The organism is uncultured Maricaulis sp. (assembly GCF_963975345.1).
GTDB lineage: Bacteria > Pseudomonadota > Alphaproteobacteria > Caulobacterales > Maricaulaceae > Maricaulis.
Genome location: NZ_CAXBGE010000012.1, coordinates 68390 through 90542, shown reverse-complemented (window position 1 = coordinate 90542; position 22153 = coordinate 68390). Strand labels below are relative to the sequence as shown.

At 62.0% G+C, this 22153-nt stretch carries 28 protein-coding genes; 17 read left to right on the top strand and 11 right to left on the bottom strand.

The window, feature by feature from the left end:
- Positions 1-40: 40 nt before the first annotated feature.
- Positions 41-1801, top strand: a complete 1761-nt coding sequence (locus AAC029_RS13320; protein ID WP_339748615.1) for an acyl-CoA dehydrogenase — start codon at positions 41-43, stop codon at positions 1799-1801.
- Here AAC029_RS13320 and AAC029_RS13315 read toward each other — a convergent pair.
- Positions 1752-2405, bottom strand: a complete 654-nt coding sequence (locus AAC029_RS13315) for a DUF2306 domain-containing protein (protein WP_339748612.1) — start codon at positions 2403-2405, stop codon at positions 1752-1754. The genes AAC029_RS13320 and AAC029_RS13315 overlap by 50 nt on opposite strands.
- Before the next feature lie 172 nt (positions 2406-2577).
- On the opposite strand from AAC029_RS13315, the gene AAC029_RS13310 reads away from it, so the two are divergent.
- Positions 2578-3405 (top strand): LytTR family transcriptional regulator DNA-binding domain-containing protein, encoded by an 828-nt coding sequence (locus tag AAC029_RS13310; protein ID WP_339748610.1) that lies wholly within the window; start codon positions 2578-2580, stop codon positions 3403-3405.
- A gap of 106 nt (positions 3406-3511) precedes the next feature.
- Here the strand turns inward: AAC029_RS13310 and AAC029_RS13305 are convergent, their stop codons facing one another.
- The 3 genes from AAC029_RS13305 to AAC029_RS13295 all read right to left on the bottom strand — a co-directional run bounded on the left by AAC029_RS13305 (position 3512) and on the right by AAC029_RS13295 (position 4737).
- Entirely contained in the window at positions 3512-3637 is a 126-nt protein-coding gene (locus AAC029_RS13305) for a hypothetical protein (protein WP_339748608.1), read from the bottom strand.
- Positions 3638-3750: 113 nt separating this feature from the next.
- A complete protein-coding gene (locus tag AAC029_RS13300; RefSeq protein ID WP_339748605.1) occupies positions 3751-4005 on the bottom strand; it encodes a GlsB/YeaQ/YmgE family stress response membrane protein in 255 nt (84 codons plus the stop codon).
- Between the two features lie 348 nt (positions 4006-4353).
- Positions 4354-4737, bottom strand: coding sequence for a hypothetical protein (locus AAC029_RS13295; protein ID WP_339748602.1), 384 nt, complete (start codon positions 4735-4737; stop codon positions 4354-4356).
- Positions 4738-4931: 194 nt separating this feature from the next.
- On the opposite strand from AAC029_RS13295, the gene AAC029_RS13290 reads away from it, so the two are divergent.
- From AAC029_RS13290 to AAC029_RS13230, 13 genes are all read left to right on the top strand, one after another.
- A complete protein-coding gene (locus AAC029_RS13290; RefSeq protein ID WP_339748599.1) occupies positions 4932-5174 on the top strand; it encodes a hypothetical protein in 243 nt (80 codons plus the stop codon).
- The gene (locus AAC029_RS13285; RefSeq protein ID WP_339748597.1) at positions 5171-5491 is read left to right on the top strand and encodes a YbjQ family protein; all 321 of its coding nucleotides are present in this window, start codon (positions 5171-5173) and stop codon (positions 5489-5491) included. The genes AAC029_RS13290 and AAC029_RS13285 overlap by 4 nt, the downstream gene beginning before the upstream one ends.
- Positions 5488-6252, top strand: coding sequence for a signal peptidase I (gene lepB / locus AAC029_RS13280; RefSeq protein ID WP_339748594.1), 765 nt, complete (start codon positions 5488-5490; stop codon positions 6250-6252). Before AAC029_RS13285 ends, lepB (AAC029_RS13280) begins: the two co-directional genes overlap by 4 nt.
- A gap of 1 nt (position 6253) precedes the next feature.
- Positions 6254-7033, top strand: coding sequence for a signal peptidase I (gene lepB, locus AAC029_RS13275; protein ID WP_339748592.1), 780 nt, complete (start codon positions 6254-6256; stop codon positions 7031-7033).
- A 44-nt stretch (positions 7034-7077) separates the two neighbouring features.
- Positions 7078-7950, top strand: coding sequence for an NAD(P)-dependent oxidoreductase (locus AAC029_RS13270; RefSeq protein WP_339748589.1), 873 nt, complete (start codon positions 7078-7080; stop codon positions 7948-7950).
- A gap of 101 nt (positions 7951-8051) precedes the next feature.
- Entirely contained in the window at positions 8052-8984 is a 933-nt protein-coding gene (locus AAC029_RS13265) for a histone deacetylase family protein (protein ID WP_339748587.1), read from the top strand.
- The gene (locus AAC029_RS13260) at positions 8981-9652 is read left to right on the top strand and encodes a histidine phosphatase family protein (protein WP_339748585.1); all 672 of its coding nucleotides are present in this window, start codon (positions 8981-8983) and stop codon (positions 9650-9652) included. Before AAC029_RS13265 ends, AAC029_RS13260 begins: the two co-directional genes overlap by 4 nt.
- Positions 9653-9712: 60 nt before the next feature.
- Complete coding sequence (locus AAC029_RS13255) at positions 9713-9961, top strand: exodeoxyribonuclease VII small subunit (protein ID WP_339748583.1); 249 nt, start codon at positions 9713-9715, stop codon at positions 9959-9961.
- A 4-nt stretch (positions 9962-9965) separates the two neighbouring features.
- Entirely contained in the window at positions 9966-10310 is a 345-nt protein-coding gene (locus AAC029_RS13250) for a tRNA-binding protein (RefSeq protein ID WP_339748580.1), read from the top strand.
- 53 nt (positions 10311-10363) lie between these two features.
- On the top strand, positions 10364-11251 hold the full coding sequence (locus AAC029_RS13245; RefSeq protein WP_339748737.1) for a polyprenyl synthetase family protein: 888 nt from the start codon (positions 10364-10366) through the stop codon (positions 11249-11251).
- 15 nt (positions 11252-11266) lie between these two features.
- Positions 11267-13192 (top strand): 1-deoxy-D-xylulose-5-phosphate synthase, encoded by a 1926-nt coding sequence (gene dxs / locus AAC029_RS13240; RefSeq protein WP_339748577.1) that lies wholly within the window; start codon positions 11267-11269, stop codon positions 13190-13192.
- A gap of 23 nt (positions 13193-13215) precedes the next feature.
- Complete coding sequence (locus AAC029_RS13235; protein ID WP_339748575.1) at positions 13216-13662, top strand: GNAT family N-acetyltransferase; 447 nt, start codon at positions 13216-13218, stop codon at positions 13660-13662.
- Positions 13638-14402 carry a TlyA family RNA methyltransferase gene (locus AAC029_RS13230; RefSeq protein WP_339748571.1) on the top strand — a complete coding sequence of 255 codons (765 nt, stop codon included), beginning with the start codon at positions 13638-13640 and terminating at the stop codon, positions 14400-14402. Before AAC029_RS13235 ends, AAC029_RS13230 begins: the two co-directional genes overlap by 25 nt.
- Positions 14403-14578: 176 nt before the next feature.
- Here the strand turns inward: AAC029_RS13230 and AAC029_RS13225 are convergent, their stop codons facing one another.
- From AAC029_RS13225 to AAC029_RS13205, 5 genes are all read right to left on the bottom strand, one after another.
- A complete protein-coding gene (locus tag AAC029_RS13225) occupies positions 14579-15286 on the bottom strand; it encodes a hypothetical protein (RefSeq protein WP_339748568.1) in 708 nt (235 codons plus the stop codon).
- 169 nt (positions 15287-15455) lie between these two features.
- Positions 15456-15986: a glycine zipper domain-containing protein gene (locus AAC029_RS13220; protein WP_339748566.1), complete on the bottom strand. Its 531-nt coding sequence runs from the start codon at positions 15984-15986 to the stop codon at positions 15456-15458.
- A complete protein-coding gene (locus AAC029_RS13215; RefSeq protein WP_339748563.1) occupies positions 15983-16360 on the bottom strand; it encodes a hypothetical protein in 378 nt (125 codons plus the stop codon). The genes AAC029_RS13220 and AAC029_RS13215 overlap by 4 nt, the downstream gene beginning before the upstream one ends.
- Positions 16361-16988: 628 nt before the next feature.
- Complete coding sequence (aroC, locus tag AAC029_RS13210) at positions 16989-18080, bottom strand: chorismate synthase (protein ID WP_339748561.1); 1092 nt, start codon at positions 18078-18080, stop codon at positions 16989-16991.
- A 47-nt stretch (positions 18081-18127) separates the two neighbouring features.
- Positions 18128-18634 carry a J domain-containing protein gene (locus AAC029_RS13205; RefSeq protein ID WP_339748559.1) on the bottom strand — a complete coding sequence of 169 codons (507 nt, stop codon included), beginning with the start codon at positions 18632-18634 and terminating at the stop codon, positions 18128-18130.
- A 151-nt stretch (positions 18635-18785) separates the two neighbouring features.
- Between AAC029_RS13205 and pdxH the strand changes: the two genes are divergently transcribed.
- Both pdxH and AAC029_RS13195 read left to right on the top strand, forming a co-directional pair.
- The gene (pdxH, locus tag AAC029_RS13200) at positions 18786-19454 is read left to right on the top strand and encodes a pyridoxamine 5'-phosphate oxidase (RefSeq protein WP_339748557.1); all 669 of its coding nucleotides are present in this window, start codon (positions 18786-18788) and stop codon (positions 19452-19454) included.
- A gap of 27 nt (positions 19455-19481) precedes the next feature.
- Positions 19482-20282: a DUF1499 domain-containing protein gene (locus AAC029_RS13195; RefSeq protein ID WP_339748555.1), complete on the top strand. Its 801-nt coding sequence runs from the start codon at positions 19482-19484 to the stop codon at positions 20280-20282.
- Here the strand turns inward: AAC029_RS13195 and AAC029_RS13190 are convergent.
- Positions 20279-21187 carry an MBL fold metallo-hydrolase gene (locus AAC029_RS13190; protein ID WP_339748553.1) on the bottom strand — a complete coding sequence of 303 codons (909 nt, stop codon included), beginning with the start codon at positions 21185-21187 and terminating at the stop codon, positions 20279-20281. The genes AAC029_RS13195 and AAC029_RS13190 overlap by 4 nt on opposite strands.
- Positions 21184-22128: a hypothetical protein gene (locus tag AAC029_RS13185; RefSeq protein ID WP_339748550.1), complete on the bottom strand. Its 945-nt coding sequence runs from the start codon at positions 22126-22128 to the stop codon at positions 21184-21186. Before AAC029_RS13185 ends, AAC029_RS13190 begins: the two co-directional genes overlap by 4 nt.
- Positions 22129-22153: the final 25 nt, after the last annotated feature.

The following is a 22153-nucleotide window of genomic DNA, read 5'->3' as shown; positions in this document are numbered from 1 at the left end:
GCGCAGGCTATCCTGTGGCCCGGATTTCAGGAGAGATGGCATGAGTTATCGCGCACCCGTGGACGAGCTTCGCTTTACGCTTGTGGAAGTCGCTGCCGTCGATGTGTTGAAGGCGACCGGCGCCTTTCCGGACTTCACCGATGACATCACCCTCGCCATCCTGGAAGAGGCAGCCAAATTGGCCAATGACGTGCTCGCCCCGCTCAACAAGGTTGGCGATGCCGAGCATTGCAAACTCGCCGATGGCGTTGTCACCACGCCGACCGGCTTCAAACAGGCCTATGCCAAATTCGTTGAAGGCGGTTGGCAAGGCCTGCAATTCCCCACCGCCGCCGGCGGCATGGGCCTGCCGCGCGCGCTCGGTGTTGCGACGCTGGAAATGGTGCAGTCGGCCAATATGGCCTTCGGCCTGGGCCCGATGCTGACCTATGGCGCGATCGAGGTATTGCTGGTGCACGGCACCGATGAGCAGCGCGCGACCTACCTGCCCAAGCTTCTCAATGGCGAATGGTCGGCGACGATGAATCTGACCGAGCCGCAGGCCGGCTCCGATGTCGGCGCGCTGCGCACCAAGGCCGAGCCGAATGGCGATGGGAGCTGGGCCGTCTCGGGCCAGAAGATCTTCATCACCTGGGGCGAGCATGATTGCGCCGACAATATCCTGCACCTCGTGCTGGCCCGCACGCCGGGCTCTCCGGCCGGGACCAAGGGCCTGTCGCTCTTCATTGTGCCGAAAATCCTCGATGATGGCAGCCGAAATGGCGTCAAGGCGATCGGGCTGGAACACAAGCTGGGCATTCACGGCTCCCCGACCTGCACGATGGAGTATGCCGGTGCCAAGGGTTGGCTGATCGGTGCGGAAAATGCCGGCATGAAAGCCATGTTCACGATGATGAATTCGGCCCGGCTCAATGTCGGCGTCCAAGGCGTCGGCATTGCCGAGCGCGCCTATCAACAGGCGCTCGCCTTCGCGAAAGAGCGCAAGCAGGGCAAGGCGATTGATGGCAAGGGGCCGGGTCCACACGCGATCATCCTGCATCCGGATATCCAGCGTTCGCTGGCGCTGATGAAGTCGAAGATCGCCGCTGCCCGTGCCATCTGCATGGCTTGCGCCGTCGCAGCTGATTTGTCGGAATTCGCCGAAGATGAGGACGAACGCGCTGCCGCCAAGCGCCGCGAGGAATTGCTGACGCCGATTGCCAAGGCCTGGGCGACCGATATCGGCGTCGAGGTTGCTTCGATGGGGATCCAGATCCATGGCGGCATGGGCTATATCGAGGAGACCGGCGCAGCCCAGCATTTGCGCGATGCCCGCATCACGCCGATCTATGAAGGCACCAATGCGATCCAGGCGATGGATCTGGCCGGCCGCAAACTCAACATGCAGGGCGGCGCCGCCTTCACCGAACTCTATGCCGATATCGAATTGACGATTGAGGCCTGCTCCACCTCAAGCCATCCCGATTTGCCGCTGTTGGCCGAACGCCTCGAGGAGGGTCTCGATTCTCTGCGCGAAGCGGCGACCTGGCTGCAAACCGCCGATCCGGCCGATGTGTTGGCGGGCGCAACGCCATTCCTGACCTTGGCCGGCGAAGTCATTGGCGGCTGGATGCTTTGCATTGGCGCCGTCGCGGCGCGGCGCCGCCAGAAAGACAAGCTCGGCGACCCGGTCTTCGCCGCCCAACGCATCGCCCTGGCCGGCTTCTACGGCGAATCCGTCCTCACCCTCGCGCACGCCCGCGTCGACGACATCACGATGGGCGTGGAGATGATCTCGGATGTGGGGTTCGGGCTGGATTGAGGGGCGAGGTCCGCAGTCTGATCCAGATTTCGACGAGGACCAGGTTTGGGATCCAGCAGGCGTAGCTGATGAACGGATAAGCGTGCGCGAACTCGACGCCGGACATCAGCATGAGAGGCAGAAATATCCGCAGGCTGACCGCGGCGAGTGTGACGGCGAAGCTGCGAAGCATCCAGCGGCGGTGGGCCTGAAACTGCCCCGACATGGCGGCATGGATGCCGCGAAATGTCGTATATAGCCAGGCGATTGCCATGGAACCAAAGCCGATGGTGACGAGCGGGCCGAATGTCGTCCCGATCGCCAGGCCGAGGCCGGAAAGCCCGCCCAGAAAGCAGCCCGTAACATAGAGCCGGCCAATCAGGTGATGTACGCGCGGCCGTCGCTGCCGCAGGCCCGGCAGGAACTGAAACGGTCCGAGCACAATGGCAATCGATGCCGCGCCGGCGTGCAGCGCCAGAAGTCCGGGTCCAAAGCCGTTGATCAGCAGCAGGATACCTTCGATCTCCAACCAGGACGCGGGCAGGTAATAGACCGACGCATAGAGGGCCACGGCGAGACACAGAAACACCAGGACCGAATAGCTGGCCTTTTCAAAAAGAGACATCTAGAACTCCATCAACACTCAGGTGTCAGGGACTTCGCGGCAGGCCTCCCGGCTTGCAAGCCAGTATGCGCGGGGTGGTCAGCGAATTTCGTGAGCCGTCGCGCCGCACGCTTCGCGCAACGCGAAACGTGCGAATTTGACCGGGGCTTGGCCTCGCTGCAGGGCTGTTTCCATGAAACCTCATCGGTCATATCTGCCGCGCTACGGAACCTGGCCCTTCGAACTCGGTCTGATGCTCGCAGTCGGGGTGTTTTTCTCGGTGACCGGTGTCTATGGCACTGAACAGGCGCCGGCCGGCCTGCGTTACATCTATTGGGGTGTGGTGATGGTGGCCGGCGGGATCGTCGTGATCCTGGCCGAAACACTCTATGCGCGCCACGCCCCGGCCGCCGTGCAGGGCTACTGGATTTCCCTTGGCGTGGTCACGCTTTTGGCGACCCTGCCCCAGGGGGTGATCGTCGCCATGGTTGAGGCGGCGCTGTTTGGGGCCCGAAATGACGTCACCGGGGTCACCAGATTTCCGGCCGCCTGGATCAATGTCGGCTTCATTGTTTTGCCGATGGCCGCGCTGCTTCGCCTATTGCGGCTGGCGCTGGCACCGGATGTTGTCGCGGTGGCGGCCGATCCCGGCCCGGTCCAATCCGATCCGGTCGAGCCCGTCAGCCTTGCCGATAGATCGCCCCCAGCGGGGCTGGGCGAGAAACTGCCCGCCGGCCTGCGTCAGGCCGAGTTGTTGGCGTTGCAGGCTGAGGATCATTATGTCCGCATCCATACCAGCGCCGGCTCGGATCTGGTCCTGATCCGTTTTGCCGACGCCATGAAGCTGGTTTCGGACCGGGCCGGCTATCGCCTGCATCGTTCGTGGTGGGTCGCGGCGGGGAGCTTATGCGGGGCCAGTTTCAGCCGGGGCTCGGGCGAAGCCGAGATCGTTGGCGGGCTCAAAGCTCCGATCAGCCGCACCTATGCCCCGCAATTGCGCCGCGCCGGACTTCTGCCCTGAAAAACAGACACGAGGATGACGCCCTACGCCCGGGGGCAACCGGACGCAGGGCGGCGTGGCGTCTCAAGCCGGTCGGGATGGGCCCCGGGTCGGCACCCCGAAGGGCCTAGCCGTCGTTGACGATGTCATCGAGAACGTCCCCGGCGTCATGGATATCGTCGCCGGCACCCTTGAGGGTCTGACAAGAGGTCAAAAATACACAGCTAAACAAAATCAGTGCCAAAATACGCATGTGAGTCTCCAGTGATGGCGAAGCGCCATCGGTTCAATCACACTGCCAGATGGAATAAATGGCAGCGTGATATTCTTGAAATTCGCGCTTGAAGCGCGGCTGTAGCCAAAGTGTCAGGCGCGTCGCACCAGGCTGAGCAGAAACAGAACGACGACGGCGCCGACTGTGGCACCGATGATCGCGCCGACAATCCCGTGCAGGGCAACGATGCCCAGCACGCTGAACAGCCAGCCGCCGACGAAGGCGCCGACGATGCCGACCACGATATTGCCGAGCAGACCGAAGCCATAGCCTTTGACTATGAGACCAGCGAGCCAACCGGCAACGGCGCCGATAAACAACCAGATTAGTAATCCGCTGAGAGTCATGGTTTCAAACTTTCAAATAGCCTCTTGATAGCCAACCGACATGGATTGCCCGTCTGGAAATAATGTCAGATTTTCGGGGAAATCTATGGTTCGCTATCTCAAGTTGTTAACATAGCCGCACTTTCATAAATATGCAAATACATTCGAATATGTGACGCTTTTCTCTTGAAGAAGAGGCTGGAATAAATGGCCCGCTTCGATCCACGCTTGTGAATGGCCCTGCCGCGTGCGCCGCGCCAGAAAAAGAGGACGGGTATAATTAACGCGCACGCGCTGCGGCAGCCTGATGGCCAAACCGGCTTGAGTGCGCGTTGATTATACCCGTCCCCCTTTTCCCAGCGCCTGTGCTTAAACCCAATAGCCCTGCGGGTCGGCATTGCCGCGGCCATCGATCAGTCGGATCAGGCCAATGATGGAGCGGACCAGCACCCACAGCCAGATCAGGGCGAAACCGAGCAGGCCGAAGGGGGAGAGGATGACGGTGGCAACCAGGAGCGAGCAGGCGAGGATGCCGATCACGGCGGCCCAGAAAGTGCGGATCTGGAACACGTAGTGGGAATGTAGCCAGCCCGGCGCGGCATCCTTGCGCGCATAGGCGAGGATGACGGCGATCAGCGTCGTGACGCCGATAATATTGCCGACCAGGATCAGGACGTAGCCCAGCCCGGCCATCAGACGCTCGTCACGCTCGGTGGCTTGGCCGTTTTCCGGTTCGTAAATGGTCTGGGTCATGGGGTCGTCTCCTTCAATCTGCAGCTTCTCTGATGTGCGGGCGCGGGCCAAGGGGGAATAGAGCCGTAGTGGTCCCGGTGCGACCACGATGCCACGCCATGGTGCAAATTGGCGCTGCCAACGGTCACACTCTTGGTTATACCCCAATTTCGGCGTATGCGGCAGACAGGACCGGTTTCAGGGTGCTCGCAGACATGATTCAGACAGTGTGGAAGTGGATGCACGATCACGGCGGGCTGGCCCTGCTGGCCGTCGGGCTGGCGATTTATCTCGTCCTGCTGGTGCTCGACCTGTTGGTCGGCTGGCGCTTGGCCTATCCTTACAACATCGCTTGGGTCGGCGTGGTCGCTATCCCGGCAGCAGGTGTTGCGATCTTGTATCTGCAAACCTGTCATGAAGACGACGATGACTGGCCTGTGGAAGGGAAGACGAAATGAGTTTGATCGTAACGATGTCTGACACGGTTCCGGGCCGCGAAATCGACCGGGTGGTCGGTGTGGCGCGCGGCAATGTCGTCCGGGCGCGGTTTTTCGGGCGCGATTTTATTGCCGGGCTCCGCAATCTCGTTGGCGGCGAAGTGCCTGAATACACGCAGCTTCTCTCCGAGACGCGCGAGCAGGCGCTGGATCGCATGGTGCGCCATGCCGAAGAACTTGGCGCCGATGCGATCATCACCTTCCGCCTCGCTACCTCGACCGTAATGGAGGGGACAGCGGAAATTCTCGCCTACGGAACCGCGGTGAAGCTGAAATGAATTCTGTCATCAAACGCCTTGCGGGCCGCGCCGCCGAAGAAGCCGTTGAGACCGCCCGCTTTCTGGTCGGAGTCGCTGCGGTTTGGGCCGGCCTTGTCACCTTCGGTTTCGCCGCTTTTCACATCCCATCCGAAAGCATGCAGCCCTCGCTGGAAGTGGGCGACCGGGTGCTGGTGTCGAAATGGGCCTATGGCTATTCGCGCCATTCTCTGCCGCTCGGCATTGGCTATATGTTGCCGGACAACTGGAATGCGCGCCTCGCCTGGTCGCAGCCGCGTCGCGGTGACGTGATCGTGTTTCGCGATGAGCGCCAGAGCCCGCCGCGCAATCTGATCAAGCGCGTTATCGGCATCGGCGGCGATGTGATCGAAGTGCGCGAGGGTCGGCTTTACATCAATGGTGAGGCGCCGCCGCGCGTGCTCGACGATATTCGCAATTACCGCGAAAATTCTTCGCAGCGCGTCCAGACGGTCACCCATTATACCGAGACCCTGCCCGGTGATCGCTCGCATCCGATCTATGAGCGGGACGATACCCATGAACTCGACAATTACGGTCCAGTGACAGTCTTGCCGGGCACGGTCTTCGTGATGGGCGATAATCGCGATGCGTCGCGTGACAGCCGCGCATCGCCGGGGCCGGGTCTGGTGCCGCTGGCCAATGTGGTCGGGCGTGCCGAAACGGTGTTGTTCACCTTCGCCCGTTGCCGCCCCGAAGAGGGGATGTATTGCCCGACCGGCCGCGTCTGGCAGGGTTTGTGAAATGAACCGGCTGCAGGAAATCGCACGGCATCTGCCGGCTTGGGCGCGGAGCGGGTTGGGCGAGGCGCGTGACACCGTGCGCTTCCTCGCCGGCGTCGCGGCGCTGTGGTTTGCGATGACCTCGGTCGCGTTTGCTTTCTTCTACATCCCATCCGAGAGCATGCAGCCGACGCTTGAGGTCGGCGACCGTATTCTGGTGTCGAAATGGGCCTATGGCTATTCGCGCCACTCCTTGCCGTTGGGGTTGGGTGACCAACTGCCTGACAGCTGGGACGGACGGCTGGGCTGGGCCGTGCCGGAGCGCGGCGATGTCGTGGTGCTGCGCGATACCCGCCAAAGCCTGACCCTGATCAAGCGCGTGATCGGTCTGCCCGGCGACGAGATCGCGGTGCATGAGGGGCGGCTCTACATCAATGGCAATTTGATCGATCGCGAGCTGGTCGATGTGCGCAGCTACCGGCAACACCACGGCTATCCGGAAGTCGTCGAAGTCGCGCATTATGTCGAGACCCTGCCGGGCGGCTTTACGCACGAAATTTATGAGCGTGGTGACCGCGAACGCCTCGATGAGTTTGGCCCGGTCATCGTGCCGGCTGACCGGATTTTCCTGATGGGCGATAATCGTGACAATTCAACTGATAGCCGCGCCGATGGCGGGCCGGGCTTTGTGCCGATGTCGCATGTGATCGGCCGCGCCGAGACGGTACCCTTCACCTTTGCACGCTGCCGTACCGAGCCGGGGCTGTATTGTCCGTCGGGACGGGTCTGGCACTGGCTGTAATACCGCTCTAACCTCACGGTCTGAAACCGGATCGGGAGAGCGCCATGAGCCTCAAGGACAAGACGATATTCATCACTGGCGCGAGCCGCGGCATTGGCCTGGCGATCGCCGAGCGCTGTGCCCGCGACGGCGCCAATATCGTCATCGCCGCGAAGTCGGACACGCAGCAGGCCAAGCTGGAGGGCACGATCCACTCGGCGGCCGACGCGGTTGAGGCGGCGGGCGGCAAGGCGCTGGCTGTCAAATGCGATATTCGTGACGAAGCGCAGGTTGAGGCGGCTGTCGCTGCGGCGGTGGCCCGGTTCGGCGGCATTGATGCCGTGATCAACAACGCTTCGGCGATTTTCCCGCGCGGCACGGTTGATGTGCCGATGAAGCGCTATGACCTGATGCACCAGGTCAATGGCCGCGGCACTTTCATGGTGACGCAGAAATGCCTGCCCTGGCTGGAAAAGTCCGACAATCCCCACATCATCGCCCTGTCGCCGCCGCTCGATATGCGGCCGATGTGGTTTGGCCCGCACGTCGCCTATACCAGCGCCAAATATCAGATGAGTCTGTGCATTCTCGGTTGGGGCGAGGAGTTCAAGGGCCGTATCGCCGCCAATGCGATCTGGCCGCGCACAGCGGTTGCGACGGCGGCGATTTCCAACATTCTCGCCGATGATGAAGCGATGAAAGCCTGCCGCAAGCCGGAAATCCTCGCTGAAACCGCCTATCGCGTTCTCAACAAGCCGGCGGCCAGCTTCACCGGCAATTTCCTGATCGATGACAGCTTCCTTTATGCAGAAGGCGAGCGTGATTTCGAACAATACAGCTATGTGCCCGGCATTGAGCTCCTGCCTGATTTCTTCGTGCCCGAGGATGTGCCGGCCCCCCCGGGTGTCAAGATCATGAATGTGACGCTGGGGCATTAGGCGCGGCGTCACGGTGCGTCGCGGCTGAGCATTGCCGCTGTGCCATTCGGTTTTTTGCCAGTACGGTTTGTTGTCCATGAAATTCAGAACAGACTGACACCATGAGAACACTGGTTATCGACAATCCAGCCAGCCGGATGCATCGCGTACCGCCGGGCCATCCCGAACATGAGGGCCGTTATCTCGCCGCACGCGACGCGCTGACGGCATTGACGGGGCCGGTCTGGCACGAGGCGAGGCCGGCTGAAACAGCATCGGTCGAGCGCTTCCACACCGCCGACTATATCGAGCGTATCCGCGATGCCTGCGACACGGCGGCGGCTGATGAGTGGGTTTCGCTCGATCTTGATACCAAGGTCTGCCGCGACACCTGGCGGGCGGCGCTGGCGACGGCGGGCGCCTCGATCGATGCCGTTGACCGCATTATGGCCGGCGAGGCTGATGCCGCCTTCTGCCTGGCGCGTCCGCCCGGCCATCATGCCGAACCCGACCGGGCGATGGGCTTTTGCCTGCTCAACTCAATTGCCATCGCGGCGCTGCATGCGCTCGAAGTGCATGGACTGGCGCGAGTAGCGATCGTCGATATCGATGTCCATCACGGTAATGGCTCGCAATGCTTGGCCGAACTGGACACGCGGGTGATGTTCGCGTCCTTGCACCAGTCTCCCCTCTATCCCGGCACTGGCAGCGCCGATGAAACCGGCCTCAATGGCAATGTGGTCAACGTGCCCTTGATGGCGGGCACGCAAGGCCCCGCCTGGCGTGACGCCTTCACCCGGCAGGTCCGTCCGGCGTTGGCCGCCTTCCGGCCGGAATTTATTTTTGTCTCGGCTGGATTTGACGCGCACGAGCGCGATCCGGCCGGCGGCCTCGCCCTGTTGGAGGCCGATTTCGCGTGGGCTGCCAGCCAACTCGCGGGACTGGCCGCAGAATTTGCCTCATCACGGCTTGTCTCTGTGCTGGAGGGCGGATACGACTGCCCCGCGCTCGGCCGCTCGGCAGCTGCCTTTGTGCAGGCCTTGGTCGAGGCATGAGTTCTGGTCAGGCCGGTCGCGACGGGGCGCACCGTCTGAATGTGTCGGCCCCCGCCAGCCAGCCGATGACCCAATCTGACAATTTGCCTTCCCCGTCACAACCGGGACCGATCACCATTGCCCGGCACGGCAAGCCCGATGCCGACCGCAGCGCTGTGCTCGATTGGCGCCGCTATGAGAGCTGGTGGGATGAGTGTTATCAGCCCGCAGGCCTGGTAGCCGGGCAGGTGCCACCGGACGATCTGGTCGCGGCCGGCGCGGCAGCACAGATCATCTTTGCCAGCACATTGCGCCGGGCGATCGAGACGGCGCGTGCCGTCGCGCCGGGCCGTGAATTGGTGATCGAGCCCTGTTTCATCGAAGCCGAACTGCCGCCACCGGCCATGCCGGGCCGCTTCATGGCCAAGACTTGGGGCGTGTTTGCGCGCTGCTCCTGGTGGCTGGGCTTTTCGCGCGGACGTGAAAGCCGCAAGGATGCCGAGACGCGCGCCGCTCTGGCCGCGAGCATTCTGGTCGAGGCCGCCAAATCGGGACCGGTTTTGCTGTGTGCCCATGGCTGGTTCAACCGCATGCTGCGGCCACACCTGCGGGCGCTTGGCTGGCACTGCGTGCGCGATGGCGGCGATAACTACTGGTCTTTCCGCCGATACGAATTGCGTTCCCGATAATTTGTGCAATTGCCGCCCGGCGGGTGGCTGCCTATGTTGCGAGCCTGCAGGAGAATCGTGATGCCCGACGCACCCAATGCCGAGATCGAAAAAATGAGCTTCGAGCAGGCGCTTGCCGAGCTGGAAGCGATTGTGAAACAACTCGAGTCGGGCGAAGTCGAACTCGAGCGCTCGATTGCGATCTATGAGCGCGGCGCCGCCCTGCGTGCCCATTGCGATGGCAAGCTGAAAGACGCCGAGCTGAAGGTCGAGAAAATCGTCCGTGGTGAAGACGGCGCACCGGCACTCGAGCCGGCCGGGCTGGACTGATCCGGTGAGCGGTCAGAGCGCGACGATTGAAGATTTTCTCAAGCTTGATATCCGGATTGGCACGGTCGTTCGCACCGCCGCCTTTCCTGAAGCTCGCAAGCCGGCGATCCGGCTCTGGATCGATTTCGGCGGTGAGCTCGGTGAGAAACAATCCTCGGCCCAGATCACGACGCACTACACGCCTGAAAGCCTGGTCGGAAAGCAAGTGCTCGCCGTGGTGAATTTTCCACCGCGACAAATCGGTCCGATGCATTCTGAAGTGCTGACTCTCGGCGTTTCTGATGGCAAGGGAGAGATTGTGCTGATGGCACCCGATCAAAACGTGCCGAACGGATCCCGGCTTCACTAGGCCGGTAACGGATTTCGCAGGGCAGACTCATTCCAACAGGACAGGCAAGCGTGATGGAGAATTTCGAACAGCGTCTCAACGAGGCCGCCGATCGGGTCACGGTCGCACTCGATGCGCTATTGCCCCGTGCGGAGGGGCCGGAAGCCCAACTCAATTCCGCGATGCGCTATGCCGCGCTCGGGCCAGGCAAGCGCTTGCGCCCGTTTCTGGCGATGGAATGCGGCCGTCTGGTCAATGCCGATGAGCGCGGCCTGTTGCGCGTCGCCTCGGCGCTGGAGTGCATCCACGCCTATTCGCTGATCCATGATGATTTGCCCTGCATGGATGATGACGACCTCAGACGCGGCCGCCCGACCGTGCACCGCGCCTATGACGAGGCGACGGCCGTTCTGGCCGGCGATGCGCTACAGGCCGTTGCCTTCGAGATCCTCGCCCATCCGGACACCCATAATCGCGGCAGCGTTAGGGCCAAGCTGGTCGAGCGTCTGTCACGTGCCTGCGGCGCCTATGGCATGGTCGGCGGCCAGATGATTGATATTCTCGGCGAGAGCCAGGAGCTTGATATTTCAATCGTCACCCGCATGCACCGGATGAAAACCGGCGCGCTGATCGGCTTTGCCGCCGAGAGCGCCTTCATCCTGCGCGATGTGGAACCGCATATCCGCCGAGCGCTTGAAGGATTTGCGCATGATCTCGGTCTGGCCTACCAGATCACCGATGATCTGCTGGATGCCACTGGCAGCGCGTCGGATACAGGAAAAGCGGTCGGCAAGGATGCCGGTCAAGGAAAAGCCACCTTTGTCACCATTCTGGGGGTTGAGGGCGCACTGGATCGGTCGCGGCACCTGGCCGCGCAAGCCAAGGATCACCTTGAACCTTTCGGCGCGCGGGCAGACACTCTCAAAGAAGTGGTCGACTACGTTCTCACGCGCCGCTCCTGAAAGGCCAGTAATCGAATGCCCAACAGCACACCCAATCTTGATCGTATCGCGACGCCTGCCGATCTGAAGAATCTCGATCTCGAGACCCTCAAACGGGTCGCCAGCGAATTGCGTGCCGAGACGATCAATGCGGTTTCTGTGACCGGTGGGCATCTGGGTGCCGGGCTGGGCGTGGTCGAATTGACGACGGCATTGCACCATGTGTTTGAAACGCCGAAGGATATCCTGATCTGGGATGTCGGGCATCAATGCTATCCGCATAAAATCCTGACCGGCCGCCGTGACCGGATTCGCACGCTGCGCCAGGGGCAGGGCCTGTCCGGCTTCACCAAGCGCTCGGAAAGCGAATACGACCCGTTTGGTGCCGCACATGCCTCAACTTCGATCTCAGCGGCGCTCGGCTTTGCCGCTTCACGCGATTTGAAGAACGAGGCCAATAATGTCATCGCCGTGATCGGCGACGGCGCGATGTCGGCGGGCATGGCCTATGAGGCGATGAATAATGCCGGCGGGCTCGACAAGCGCCTGATCGTTATTCTCAACGATAACGACATGTCGATCGCACCGCCGGTCGGCGCGATGAGCCATTATTTCGCCCGGCTGGTATCTTCGAAAAGCTATCGCTCGCTGCGCAAGATCGGCAAGGGCGTCGCCAAGGCGATCGGTGTCGAGGGTCCGGCGCGCAAGGCCGAGGAATACATGCGCGGCATGGCGATGGGCGGAACCCTGTTTGAAGAAATGGGCTTTCGCTATGTCGGCCCGATTGACGGCCATGATCTCAACCAGCTGGTGCAGGTTCTGCGCAATGTCCGCGACGGCGATGACGGCCCGGTGCTGATTCATGTCGTGACCCAGAAGGGCAAGGGCTATGCCCCCGCCGAGGCCGCCGACGACAAATATCATGGCGTCGCCAAATTCAATGTCGTCACCGGCGAGCAACAAAAGGCCGCCAGCGGCCCGCCCTCCTACACCAAGGTATTTGCCCAGCAATTGATCCGCGAAGCGGAAGCCGATGACCGCATTGTCGGCATTACCGCTGCCATGCCGGCCGGAACCGGGCTGGACCTGTTTGCCGAACGCTTTCCTGACCGTTGTTTCGATGTCGGTATTGCCGAACAGCACGCGGTCACCTTCGCGGCTGGGCTGGCTGCGGACGGGATGAAACCTTTTGCCGCGATCTATTCCACCTTCCTGCAACGTGGCTATGACCAGGTCGTCCATGATGTGGCGATCCAAGGCTTGGCCGTGCGTTTCGCAATCGACCGGGCCGGTTTGGTTGGCGCTGATGGCGCGACCCATGCCGGCGCGTTTGATGTCGGTTATCTCGGTGCCTTGCCGGGCATGGTGTTGATGGCTGCCGCCGACGAAGTTGAACTGGCACGCATGGTCGCCACCTCGGCGCAGATTGATGATGGCCCGTCTGCCTTCCGCTATCCGCGCGGCAATGGTCTCGGCATCGACATGCCGGCGCTGATCGAGCCGCTCGAAATCGGCAAGGGCCGTATCGTTCGCGAGGGTAGCCGTATTGCCCTTCTATCGCTGGGCACCCGGCTGGAGGAAGCGCTCAAGGCCGCCGATGCGCTGGGCGCCCAGGGTTATTCGACCACGGTCGCTGACGCCCGCTTTGCCAAACCGCTCGATGAAGATCTGATCCTGCGCCTGGCGCGCGAGCATGAAGTGTTGGTGACGGTCGAGGAGGGCGCACGCGGCGGCTTCGGCGCGTTTGTGCTGCAGTTGCTCGCTGAACGCGGGGCACTCGATAACGGGCTGAAGATCCGCACCATGACCCTGCCGGATGTGTTCCAGGACCATGATGCGCCGTTCAAAATGTATGACACGGCCGGGCTCAATGCCCGCCACATTGCCGCCACCGCGCTGGAGGCACTCGGCCGCAGCCAGGATGTGGCCAAGCTCGTGGTCGCTCCAATGCTGGCTGAATAGGCCGGGTAGGCAGGGTGAAGCGCATGGACCGGATGGCGATGCCGCCGGAAGAAATGAGCGGCGGCGGGGTCACGATTCGGCTGGGCGAATATGTCGAGCCGCAAGCTCCGACCCATGTTCCAATTTTGAGCTACAAGATTGATATAGCCGGAAGGGCGGTTGGCGAAGTCCGACTCCGTCTCGGCGACAGCGATGATCTGAAACGGTATTTTGGCCAGATCGGTTATGAGGTCTACCCGGCGTTTCGCGGGCGCGGCCATGTCACCGCCGCCTGCCGGTTGGCGCTGAACGTGATGCGCGAGCTGGGTTATGAAGAGGTCTGGATCACCTGCAATCCGGAAAATTTCGCCTCGCGACGCGTGTGCGAGAAGATCGGTGGCGCCCATGTCGATACCGTCGATATCCCGGTCGGTCATGTGATGCATGAGCATGGCATTTTGCAAAAATGCCGTTACCGGGTCGTGTTGTGATGCGGGCCGATCTCTATCTGGTGCAGCACGGGCTGATCGAGACTCGCGCCAAGGCGCAGGAGGCGATCGCGGCCGGCACGGTCACTGTCGATGGGGTGGTCGTGATCAAAGCCTCGCAGAAAATCGCCGAAGGAGCCGTGGTGAGCGCCCAGCCGGCTCACCCTTATGTGTCGCGGGCGGCGCTTAAATTGCTGGCCGGACTGGAGGCGTTCGGGATCGATCCGGCAGGCCGTATTTGTCTGGATGTCGGATCATCGACCGGTGGTTTCACCCAGGTCCTGCTCGAAGGCGGCGCGGCGCGTGTGTATGCCGTCGATGTCGGCCGCGACCAGCTTCACCCGAGCTTGCGGGCTAACTCGCGAGTCGTCTCGATGGAAGGGGTCGATGCGCGATCATTGACCGCGTCGGATTGCACGCCGGCGCCATCGCTGATCGTTTGCGATGCCAGCTTCATTTCCTTGCTGAAAGTGATCCCCAATCCGATGTCCCTGGCGGCGAACCAAGCGGATTTGATCGCGCTGATAAAGCCCCAATTCGAGGTCGGCAGGGCTTCAATTGGCCGTGGCGGACTGGTGAAGAACGGGAAGGAGCGGGCGCGCGCCGTCGCTGAGGTCCGCGCCGTTCTTGACGGTCTTGAGAGCTTCTCAGTGCGCGATGTCATGGAAAGTCCGGTCAAAGGCGGGGACGGCAATCAGGAGTACCTAATCACCGCCCGCCGCAATGTCGAATCGAATTGCTGAAGCATTTCCAGCAAAAGTGGGAACCGGTTTTGCGGTTCGGAAATGCGACCATCGAGAACCCAGCATTTCCAGCAAAAGTGGGAACCGGTTTTTCGGTACACAAATGTGCCGGCACGCCAAAGCCGTCCCACCGAGATTGAAGTCGATGAAACGGCTTTGGCGATCACGCCCGGAAATTACTGCGTGTAGGTGTCGTAAGGGCGCCAGATATTGTCATTGCCTTGGCACATATAGACTTGGTCGACGATCGGTTGGCCGTATTCGTCCATCCGGCGGGTTGAGGTCCACTGGCAATTCGAGTCCTGCTGCGCACCAGCATTATAGGTGCGCGCGTAGGGATCGGCCTGCGCCCCGCCCAGCAATTGGGTGGATGAGCGCGAGTTCGAGCCGTCGATATAGCCATAATCACTGCCGTCATCGCGATAGGCTTGCGTTGGATAGCCACGATAGCCCTGGTCCTGATAGGAATTGTCGGCATAGCCGGGCTTGCCGGGATAGGCCTCGTAATCGCCATAGGTGCGGGTGGCGCGGCGATTGTCGCAACCATCACCGCCGGCGATACCGGCACCGATCAGGGCGCCAACACCAGCACCGGCGATCGTGCCGACTTCCTCGGCATTGCCGCGGTCATTGCGGTAATTCCGGCCGCGATAGTTATCATGGTGGCCGCGGCCGCCGCGGCGATAGTTCGGTCGGTTATTGGAATCATCGGCGATCTCATTGCCGATCACCGCGCCGAGAATGCCGCCGATGATGGCGCCGGCGACCTGGCGGCCCTGGCGATCAGATTGGCAATTGCCGTATGCCTGCGACTGGGCGGAGGCGGCGGGTGCCACGACAGCGAAGGCTGTGGCGGCGAGCAGGGCGGTTGTCAGCAGTTTCATGTCACTCTCCTGGCGTGGGCAGGCCATCTCTGGCCCGACTTTCACCCATACCATAAAACCGGGCCGATGAGCCTGGGATGAACGTTAATTTCCTCGGCTGCAATTGCGGTGCCGCGATTACTAAAAAGGGCCGGGCGATGGGCCCGACCCCCGATTGCAATGGTCTGTCTTATTGCTGGCGGGCCACTTCCCAGTCGCCATAGGCATCGCGGCACATGCGGACACGGTCGTAATTATACGTCCCGTCCGGCATGTAGATCTCCGCATCGCCCCAGCGGCACTGGGTGTTGCCAGAAGCATAGCTCTCGCGGATCGTGATGCTGCCGCGAACGCCGGAATAGGGATTGCCCCAGTAATAGGGTTGCCCGTTTTCGAAGGCGTAATTCATTGCGTACTGGTATTGGACCTTGTCGCAGTCATCGAGCTGGCTGACGGCGTTGCCCAGCAGGGCTCCAAAGCCAGCGCCGAGCAGGACGCCGGTGCCGACATTGTCGCCATCCGCCGCCGCACCGCCAATGATCGCGCCAAGAATCGCCCCGACAGCCGTGCCATTGCCATTGCGGTCATAGCGGCAGGCCTGATCGTAATAGGCAAATTGCCGGTTGTTATAGCCAGAGTCATAATAACGGGAATTATACCGCCACCGCGTCGAGGGACCGTAATGGCCATAATAGGGCGAGCTGCTCCAACCCACATTCATGTGGTGGAGCCAGCGAACATCGCGGCGATGATCGGTGTGGTAAAATGACCGGCGCCGTTGGGCGAATTCCTGGCGGCGGTGATCATTGCGATAATTGCCGGGGCGATGCGCGCGCGGATTGTATCCACCCGCCGTGCCGGGATGTGAATCGCGGCGATCATGCCCGACCCTCGGGCCACGCGGATTGTATCCACCCGCCGTGCCGGGATGGGAGTCGCGGCGATCGTGCCCGACCCTCGGGCCACGCGGGTTATAGCCGCCAGCCGTTCCTGGATGTGAATCTCGCCGGTCTGTGCCCGACCTCGCACCGCGCGGATTATAGCCACCACCTGACCCGGTATGTGAATCGCGGCGGCCGGATCCAAATCGCGCATCGCGCGGGTTGTTGCCACCACGCGTGCCGGGATGTGAATCGGGCCGGCTGGGGCCAGTTCGTGTGCCGTGATCTATTGCCGGGCCCGGCTGATGGCCGCCAAGGCCAGCGCGGCGACCACTGCCCTGGGTCGGAGCCGGCTGAAGGCGCGGATTGACGGGGTTCATGACCGGCGCGCCGTGACCGCGACCTGGATTCCCGCGCCCGGCGCTCGGAGCGCCGTGATTTTGCGACAGGTCGCCACGGGAGGCGGATCGTTGGGGGCGGGGGGGGCTATTACTACTACTATCGCGGCGTTGCGGTGGCGGGGTGGCTTGTCGCTGGCCGCGTTGATGGTCGGTGCGGGATGGTCTGTCGCCGCGCGGTTCTGCTCGTCCGCGATCATGAGAGTCTGAGGCGCCGGCTCGCCCCGACCCATTGCCTTCGTGACGGCGCTGCGCATCGGCGGCCTCCGTGAAAACCAGTCCAGGCAGCAGGATGAGTGCGGCGGCTGTGGCGGTGAGCAAGGTGAGTTTGGTCATCTGGGCGGGCTCCTTCAGGACGGCGAGCACGGAATCCCCGCGCCATTCTGAACAAGGTTAACCAAAACTTGATGAGCCGGGGATGAACACGCCCTTCATGTTTCTGGCTCAGAAGGCGGATTGCCCGGCATGGCGCAGCTTTTGATCGGCCAATATGATCGCCGCCATCGCTTCGCCAACCGGCACGGCGCGGATCCCGACGCAGGGGTCATGACGGCCGCGCGTCTCGATCGTGGTCTCGGCAAAATCGCGATCAAGCGTGCGCCGCTCGATCCGGATCGAGGAGGTTGGTTTGACCGCGAAGCGGATCACCAGATCCTGTCCGGTCGAGATGCCACCGAGAACGCCGCCATTATGGTTGGACAGAAAGACCGGACCGTCCTCGCCCATCCGCATTTCGTCGGCTGCGTCTTCGCCGCGCATCGCAGCGGCGCCGAAACCGGCCCCGATCTCGACACCCTTGACCGCATTGATCGTCATCATCGCCGCCGCCATCTCACTGTCCAGCTTGGCGTAGACCGGTGCGCCCCAGCCGGCCGGCAGGCCGGAGACAACGACTTCGACAATCGCGCCGGTCGACGAACCGTCGGCGCGCAGGGAATCCATGTCGGCGGCCCAAATTTCGGCCGTCGCGGCATCAGGGCAGAAGAAGGGGTTATTGCTGACAGCATCCCAATCCCAGCGCGCCCGGTCGATCTTGCGTGCGCCGACCTGAACCAGCGCGGCGCGAATGGAGATGCCGTCGCCGAGCACCTTGCGCGCAATGCCGCCAGCGGCGACGCGCGAGGCCGTTTCACGTGCCGAGGACCGTCCGCCGCCTTGATAATCGCGAATGCCGTATTTCATGTCATAGACATAATCGGCATGGCCAGGCCGCCATTTATCGCGGATATCGCCATAATCTTTCGAACGGGCATCCTGGTTTTCAATCATCAGATTGATCGGCGTGCCCGTGGTAACGGGACCATCGGTGCGATCATCGCTGAACGTGCCGGAGAGGATGCGGACCTGGTCGAGCTCCTGGCGCGGGGTGACGTGGCGTGACGTGCCAGGCCGGCGCAGGTCGAGCCAAGGCTGCAGATCGGCTTCGCTCAGCGGGATGCCTGCCGGACAGCCATCAATGACGGCGCCAATCGCCGGCCCATGGCTCTCGCCCCAGGTCGTGACTCTGAACAAATGCCCGAAAGTATTGTGTGACATGGTCGGTCCGCGCTTTTTTCAGACCATAGTCGGCGAATGGCCCGGCGTCACGCGGCGGACTGTGCCTTGCGGATCCAGCGTGCGAAACGGGCATTGGCCGAAGGCCGTGAAAACGCTTCGACGAAATCGTCCAATGGTTCGAAATCGGGCGCGGCCGGTGGCTTGCCGGGCTCATTTGTCGCCGCCAGAACGCGGACCTGAACGGTCGTGTCGGGCTCGCCGACAGCCTGTAGGCAGGCACCATCGGTTACGCCCGGCGGAATGCGCACGATGATCGCCCGATCGCCTGAGCGCAGTGATCGGGTCAGGCCTTGCCGGGCCTGGTGGGCGCTGATTCCGATTTCCATGCAGGCTGGCAGGGTCTTCTCGAGAAAGCGGATCGCATCGACAATGGCGGCCAGTCTGGACAGGGCTTCAGGCGTCGGTTCGGTCGTGTCTGGATGCAGGGTTTTGACCCGCTCGCGGAAGGCACGCTTGGCCGCGATCAGCCCGGCGCCCGGCTCCAGACCGAACGCGGCATAGGCCGCAACTACTGTCAAAACACGCGATGTCATCCTGCATCGATAACGCAAGAAGATTCCTGAAAGGTTGACGCGACCCGCAACAGCTTCATCCCGTCCTGCATCCCGATGTCGCACCACAAAACCGGTTCCCCCCGCTGTGGAAAATGCACTAGGACAGTGAGGTGCCGCCGGAGATCGATTGATGAGTGACAAAAACCTGATTCCGCCCAGTCCAGATGCGGCGGCCTATGCCCGGACCAATGAGGCCAATTCGGTCGAGATCTTTGATCGCGACGAGCCGTTGGAATTGTTCGCCGAATGGCTTGCCGACGCAAAGAAGAAAGAACCGAATGATCCCAATGCGATGGCCTTGGCGACAGTCGATGCAGAGGGCTTCCCCGATCTGCGCATGGTGCTTTTGAAGGACGTCGATCGCGGCGGGTTTGTCTTCTACACCAATCTGGGGAGCGCCAAGGGCCGCCAATTGACACTCAATCCCGGCGCCGCCCTGTGTTTTCACTGGAAATCGCTGCGGCGTCAGGTGCGGGTGCGCGGCGCAGTCGAGCCGGTCGATGCGGCCGAGGCCGACGCCTATTTCGCGTCGCGAGCTCGCGACAGCCGGATCGGCGCCTGGGCCTCGACCCAGTCGCAACCGCTCGAAAGCCGCTTTGCGCTGGAGAAGGCCGTGGCGCGCGAAGCGGCGCGCTTTGGTCTCGGCGAAGTGCCAAGGCCGCCGCACTGGTCCGGCTTTCGTTTGCGACCGACGGCGATCGAGTTTTGGCGCGACCGCCCATTTCGGCTGCATGACCGGTTGATGTTTAAAAGGGCAGATTTAACCTCGCCTTGGACGGTCAATCGGTTGTACCCTTGATCGACGGAACCAGCCGGAGGGGCTGAAATGGCGCGGTTCATCGAAATTTTGCGACGGGCGATTGACGTTATAGCCGCGATCTGTGGGCTGCTTGCGTTGACGATTCCGCTTTGGTTCGTCGTGGCGGCATTCGGTACCAAGTGGGAATTCTGGGACTGGCACACCGGTCTCGAGACGATGACTTATGCTTGGGGATTTGCACTCCTGCTTGCCGGTCTCGTGTCGGGGGTGTTGGCGGCGAGTTTCATCCTGATCCACCTCGCCTTCGCCAAGCGGTCGCACGGCAATTGGACGAGTGCCATCGCCATTCTGCTTATTGCTTCAACGGGGATGGGTTGGATGATCCATATCAACCGGCTGCAGCAAGCCCAGCCGGCGCTGCTCGATATCACGACGGATTTTTCCGATCCGCCGGGCTTTTCGACGGCGTTTCTGGAGCGTCGGCTGACCAGCGACTCAGACCTGGCCTATGCCGGAAAGACGGCCGCAGACGGGCAAGACCTCCCGGTCTTGCAGGCACAATATTATCCTGAAATCGCCTCGCTCCAGCTCGCGGAGCCCGCTGATAGCGTCTTTGGTCGCGCGCTTGATCTGGCGCGGGATCGTGGATGGCGGGTTGGCACAGCGTCCAGGCAAGCGGGCATGTTTGAAGCCGGTGCTGAGGGCTTCTGGTTCGGATTTCGCGACGATATGGCGGTTCGGATCAGGTCCGACGAGGCGGGAGGCAGCATCGTTGATATGCGTTCGCTGGCGCGCCAACCCGTCCATGATCTGGGTCGTAATGCGGGGCGGGTGAAAACCTTCCTGGAGGCCCTTGCCGCCGGCTAGGTCTGGCTGCCGAGTGCGAAGACTGACGTCAGGCTTGGCTCGCCCTCACACTCCACGCGCCCAGTTTCGACCAGATGGATCATATGGGCGAGCACTGAATGCGCGGCCGCAGGATGCAGGCGTCTGTCGATATGGGTGTAGATGGCCGTCACCAGTTCCGGAACGCATTGCGGGCCTGCGGCCAGTTGATCGAGGATCTGGTGCTCGCGCTCAAGCCGGTGATCGATATAGGCCTGCACGAACTCGGCCGGTTTTTCCACGGCCGGGCCGTGCGTTGGCCATAGCCGGGTGAAATTGCGGTCGCGCACACGCGCCAATTCCCGAAGATAATCGCCCATATGCCCGTCCGGCGGGCTGATCACGCTGGTTGACCACGCCATGACATGGTCGCCGCTGAACAGGATATTCTCTTCTTTCAGGGCGTAGCAGACATGGTTGGAGGTGTGGCCGGGCGTGTGCAGAGCTTCGAGTGTCCAGCCGGGGCCGGAGAAAACCTGTCCGTCCTCGATCTCGACATCCGGCCGGAAACCGACATCATCGCCGGCCTCGAGCCGGACCTCGCCGCCCGCCGGCGAGGCGCTCTGGGCGCCGAAGCCATAGACTTGCGCCCCGTGCTTGGCAGCGAGCGGGTGGGCCAATGGCGAATGGTCGAGATGATGGTGGGTCACGAAGACGTGCGTGACGCGCTCGCCGGCCAGTGCCTGGTCAAGCGAGGCCTCATGGATGGGATCAAACGGACCCGGATCGATGACGGCAACATCGCCATGGCCGATAATATAGACACCGGTGCCGGTATAGGTGAACGGCCCCGGATTGGGGGCGATCACACGTCGGACGGCCGGCGAAATTTGTTCGCAGCGGCCATATTCAAAGTCGAAATCTTTGAGAAACGGAATACTCGTCATGATACAGCTTGTTGTTCCGACACAGGTTTTTGAAGCAAGAAATCGAGAAATGCGGCGGCCAGTCTCTTTGTGATGCGGATCTTGTCGTCCATGGCCATGATAATGGGTGGCCCCATATCGGTCTTGTTGACATCGACAACGTAGAGCCGGCCGTCCGCCTTGTCCCGCAGCACGTCCAGCCCACCCCAATCGAGTCGCATGGCGCGCGCAAAATCGGACAATTGTGCCTGTTCGGATGCTGACAGGACGGTGTGGGTCTCGACGAGCTCCACATTGTCATTTGTATTGGCGAAGCGGTGCGAGGCCAGTCGCTGTTTGAGAATGACGAGCGGGATCGTGCCGCCAACCGTCGGGCAGCGGATGTCCTCGACCATGCCGCCCGCGATCGAATTGTCGATCACCCTTTGATAGACAAAGCCCGGTTCGGCTGCGCACGGCCCTTCAACGATCCGGCCGTCATGGGCCCCATTGGCCTCCGATTTTCGAACCATTTTGCCGTTGAATTGGGCCGGGTCGACGTTCAGCGAATAGCCGAAGCATTGCTCAAACACGGCGCCGACATGGCTTTTGGCGATGCTCTGGCAATGGCGATTGATCGCCCGCGCCTCCGGTGGCCACTCCATTGTGCTGCCACTGGTCGAATCGTCGAAAAAGAACACAGCATCGGCTTCGTCCGCAGATTTTGCGATCCGCGCCCCCGCAGCGTGCAGGACAGACCAGATCAGATACCAGGGCCGCGGCCGGTCAGGCGCGAACCAGATTTTTGGCCCAGAACGGGACGATCGGCCCAAGCGCCAGGCTTCGACCACGAAATAAAACGGGAACCAGGACAGGACTTCGCCGATCAAACCGGGTTCGAGTCGCAAGCGGGCGCCCGTCTTCTTGACGGTGACGACGCCATCTTGGAACTCAAAATCCTGCCACCAAAGCGCACGGTGCATGGACATGGCTCCTCCGGGTTTGCCC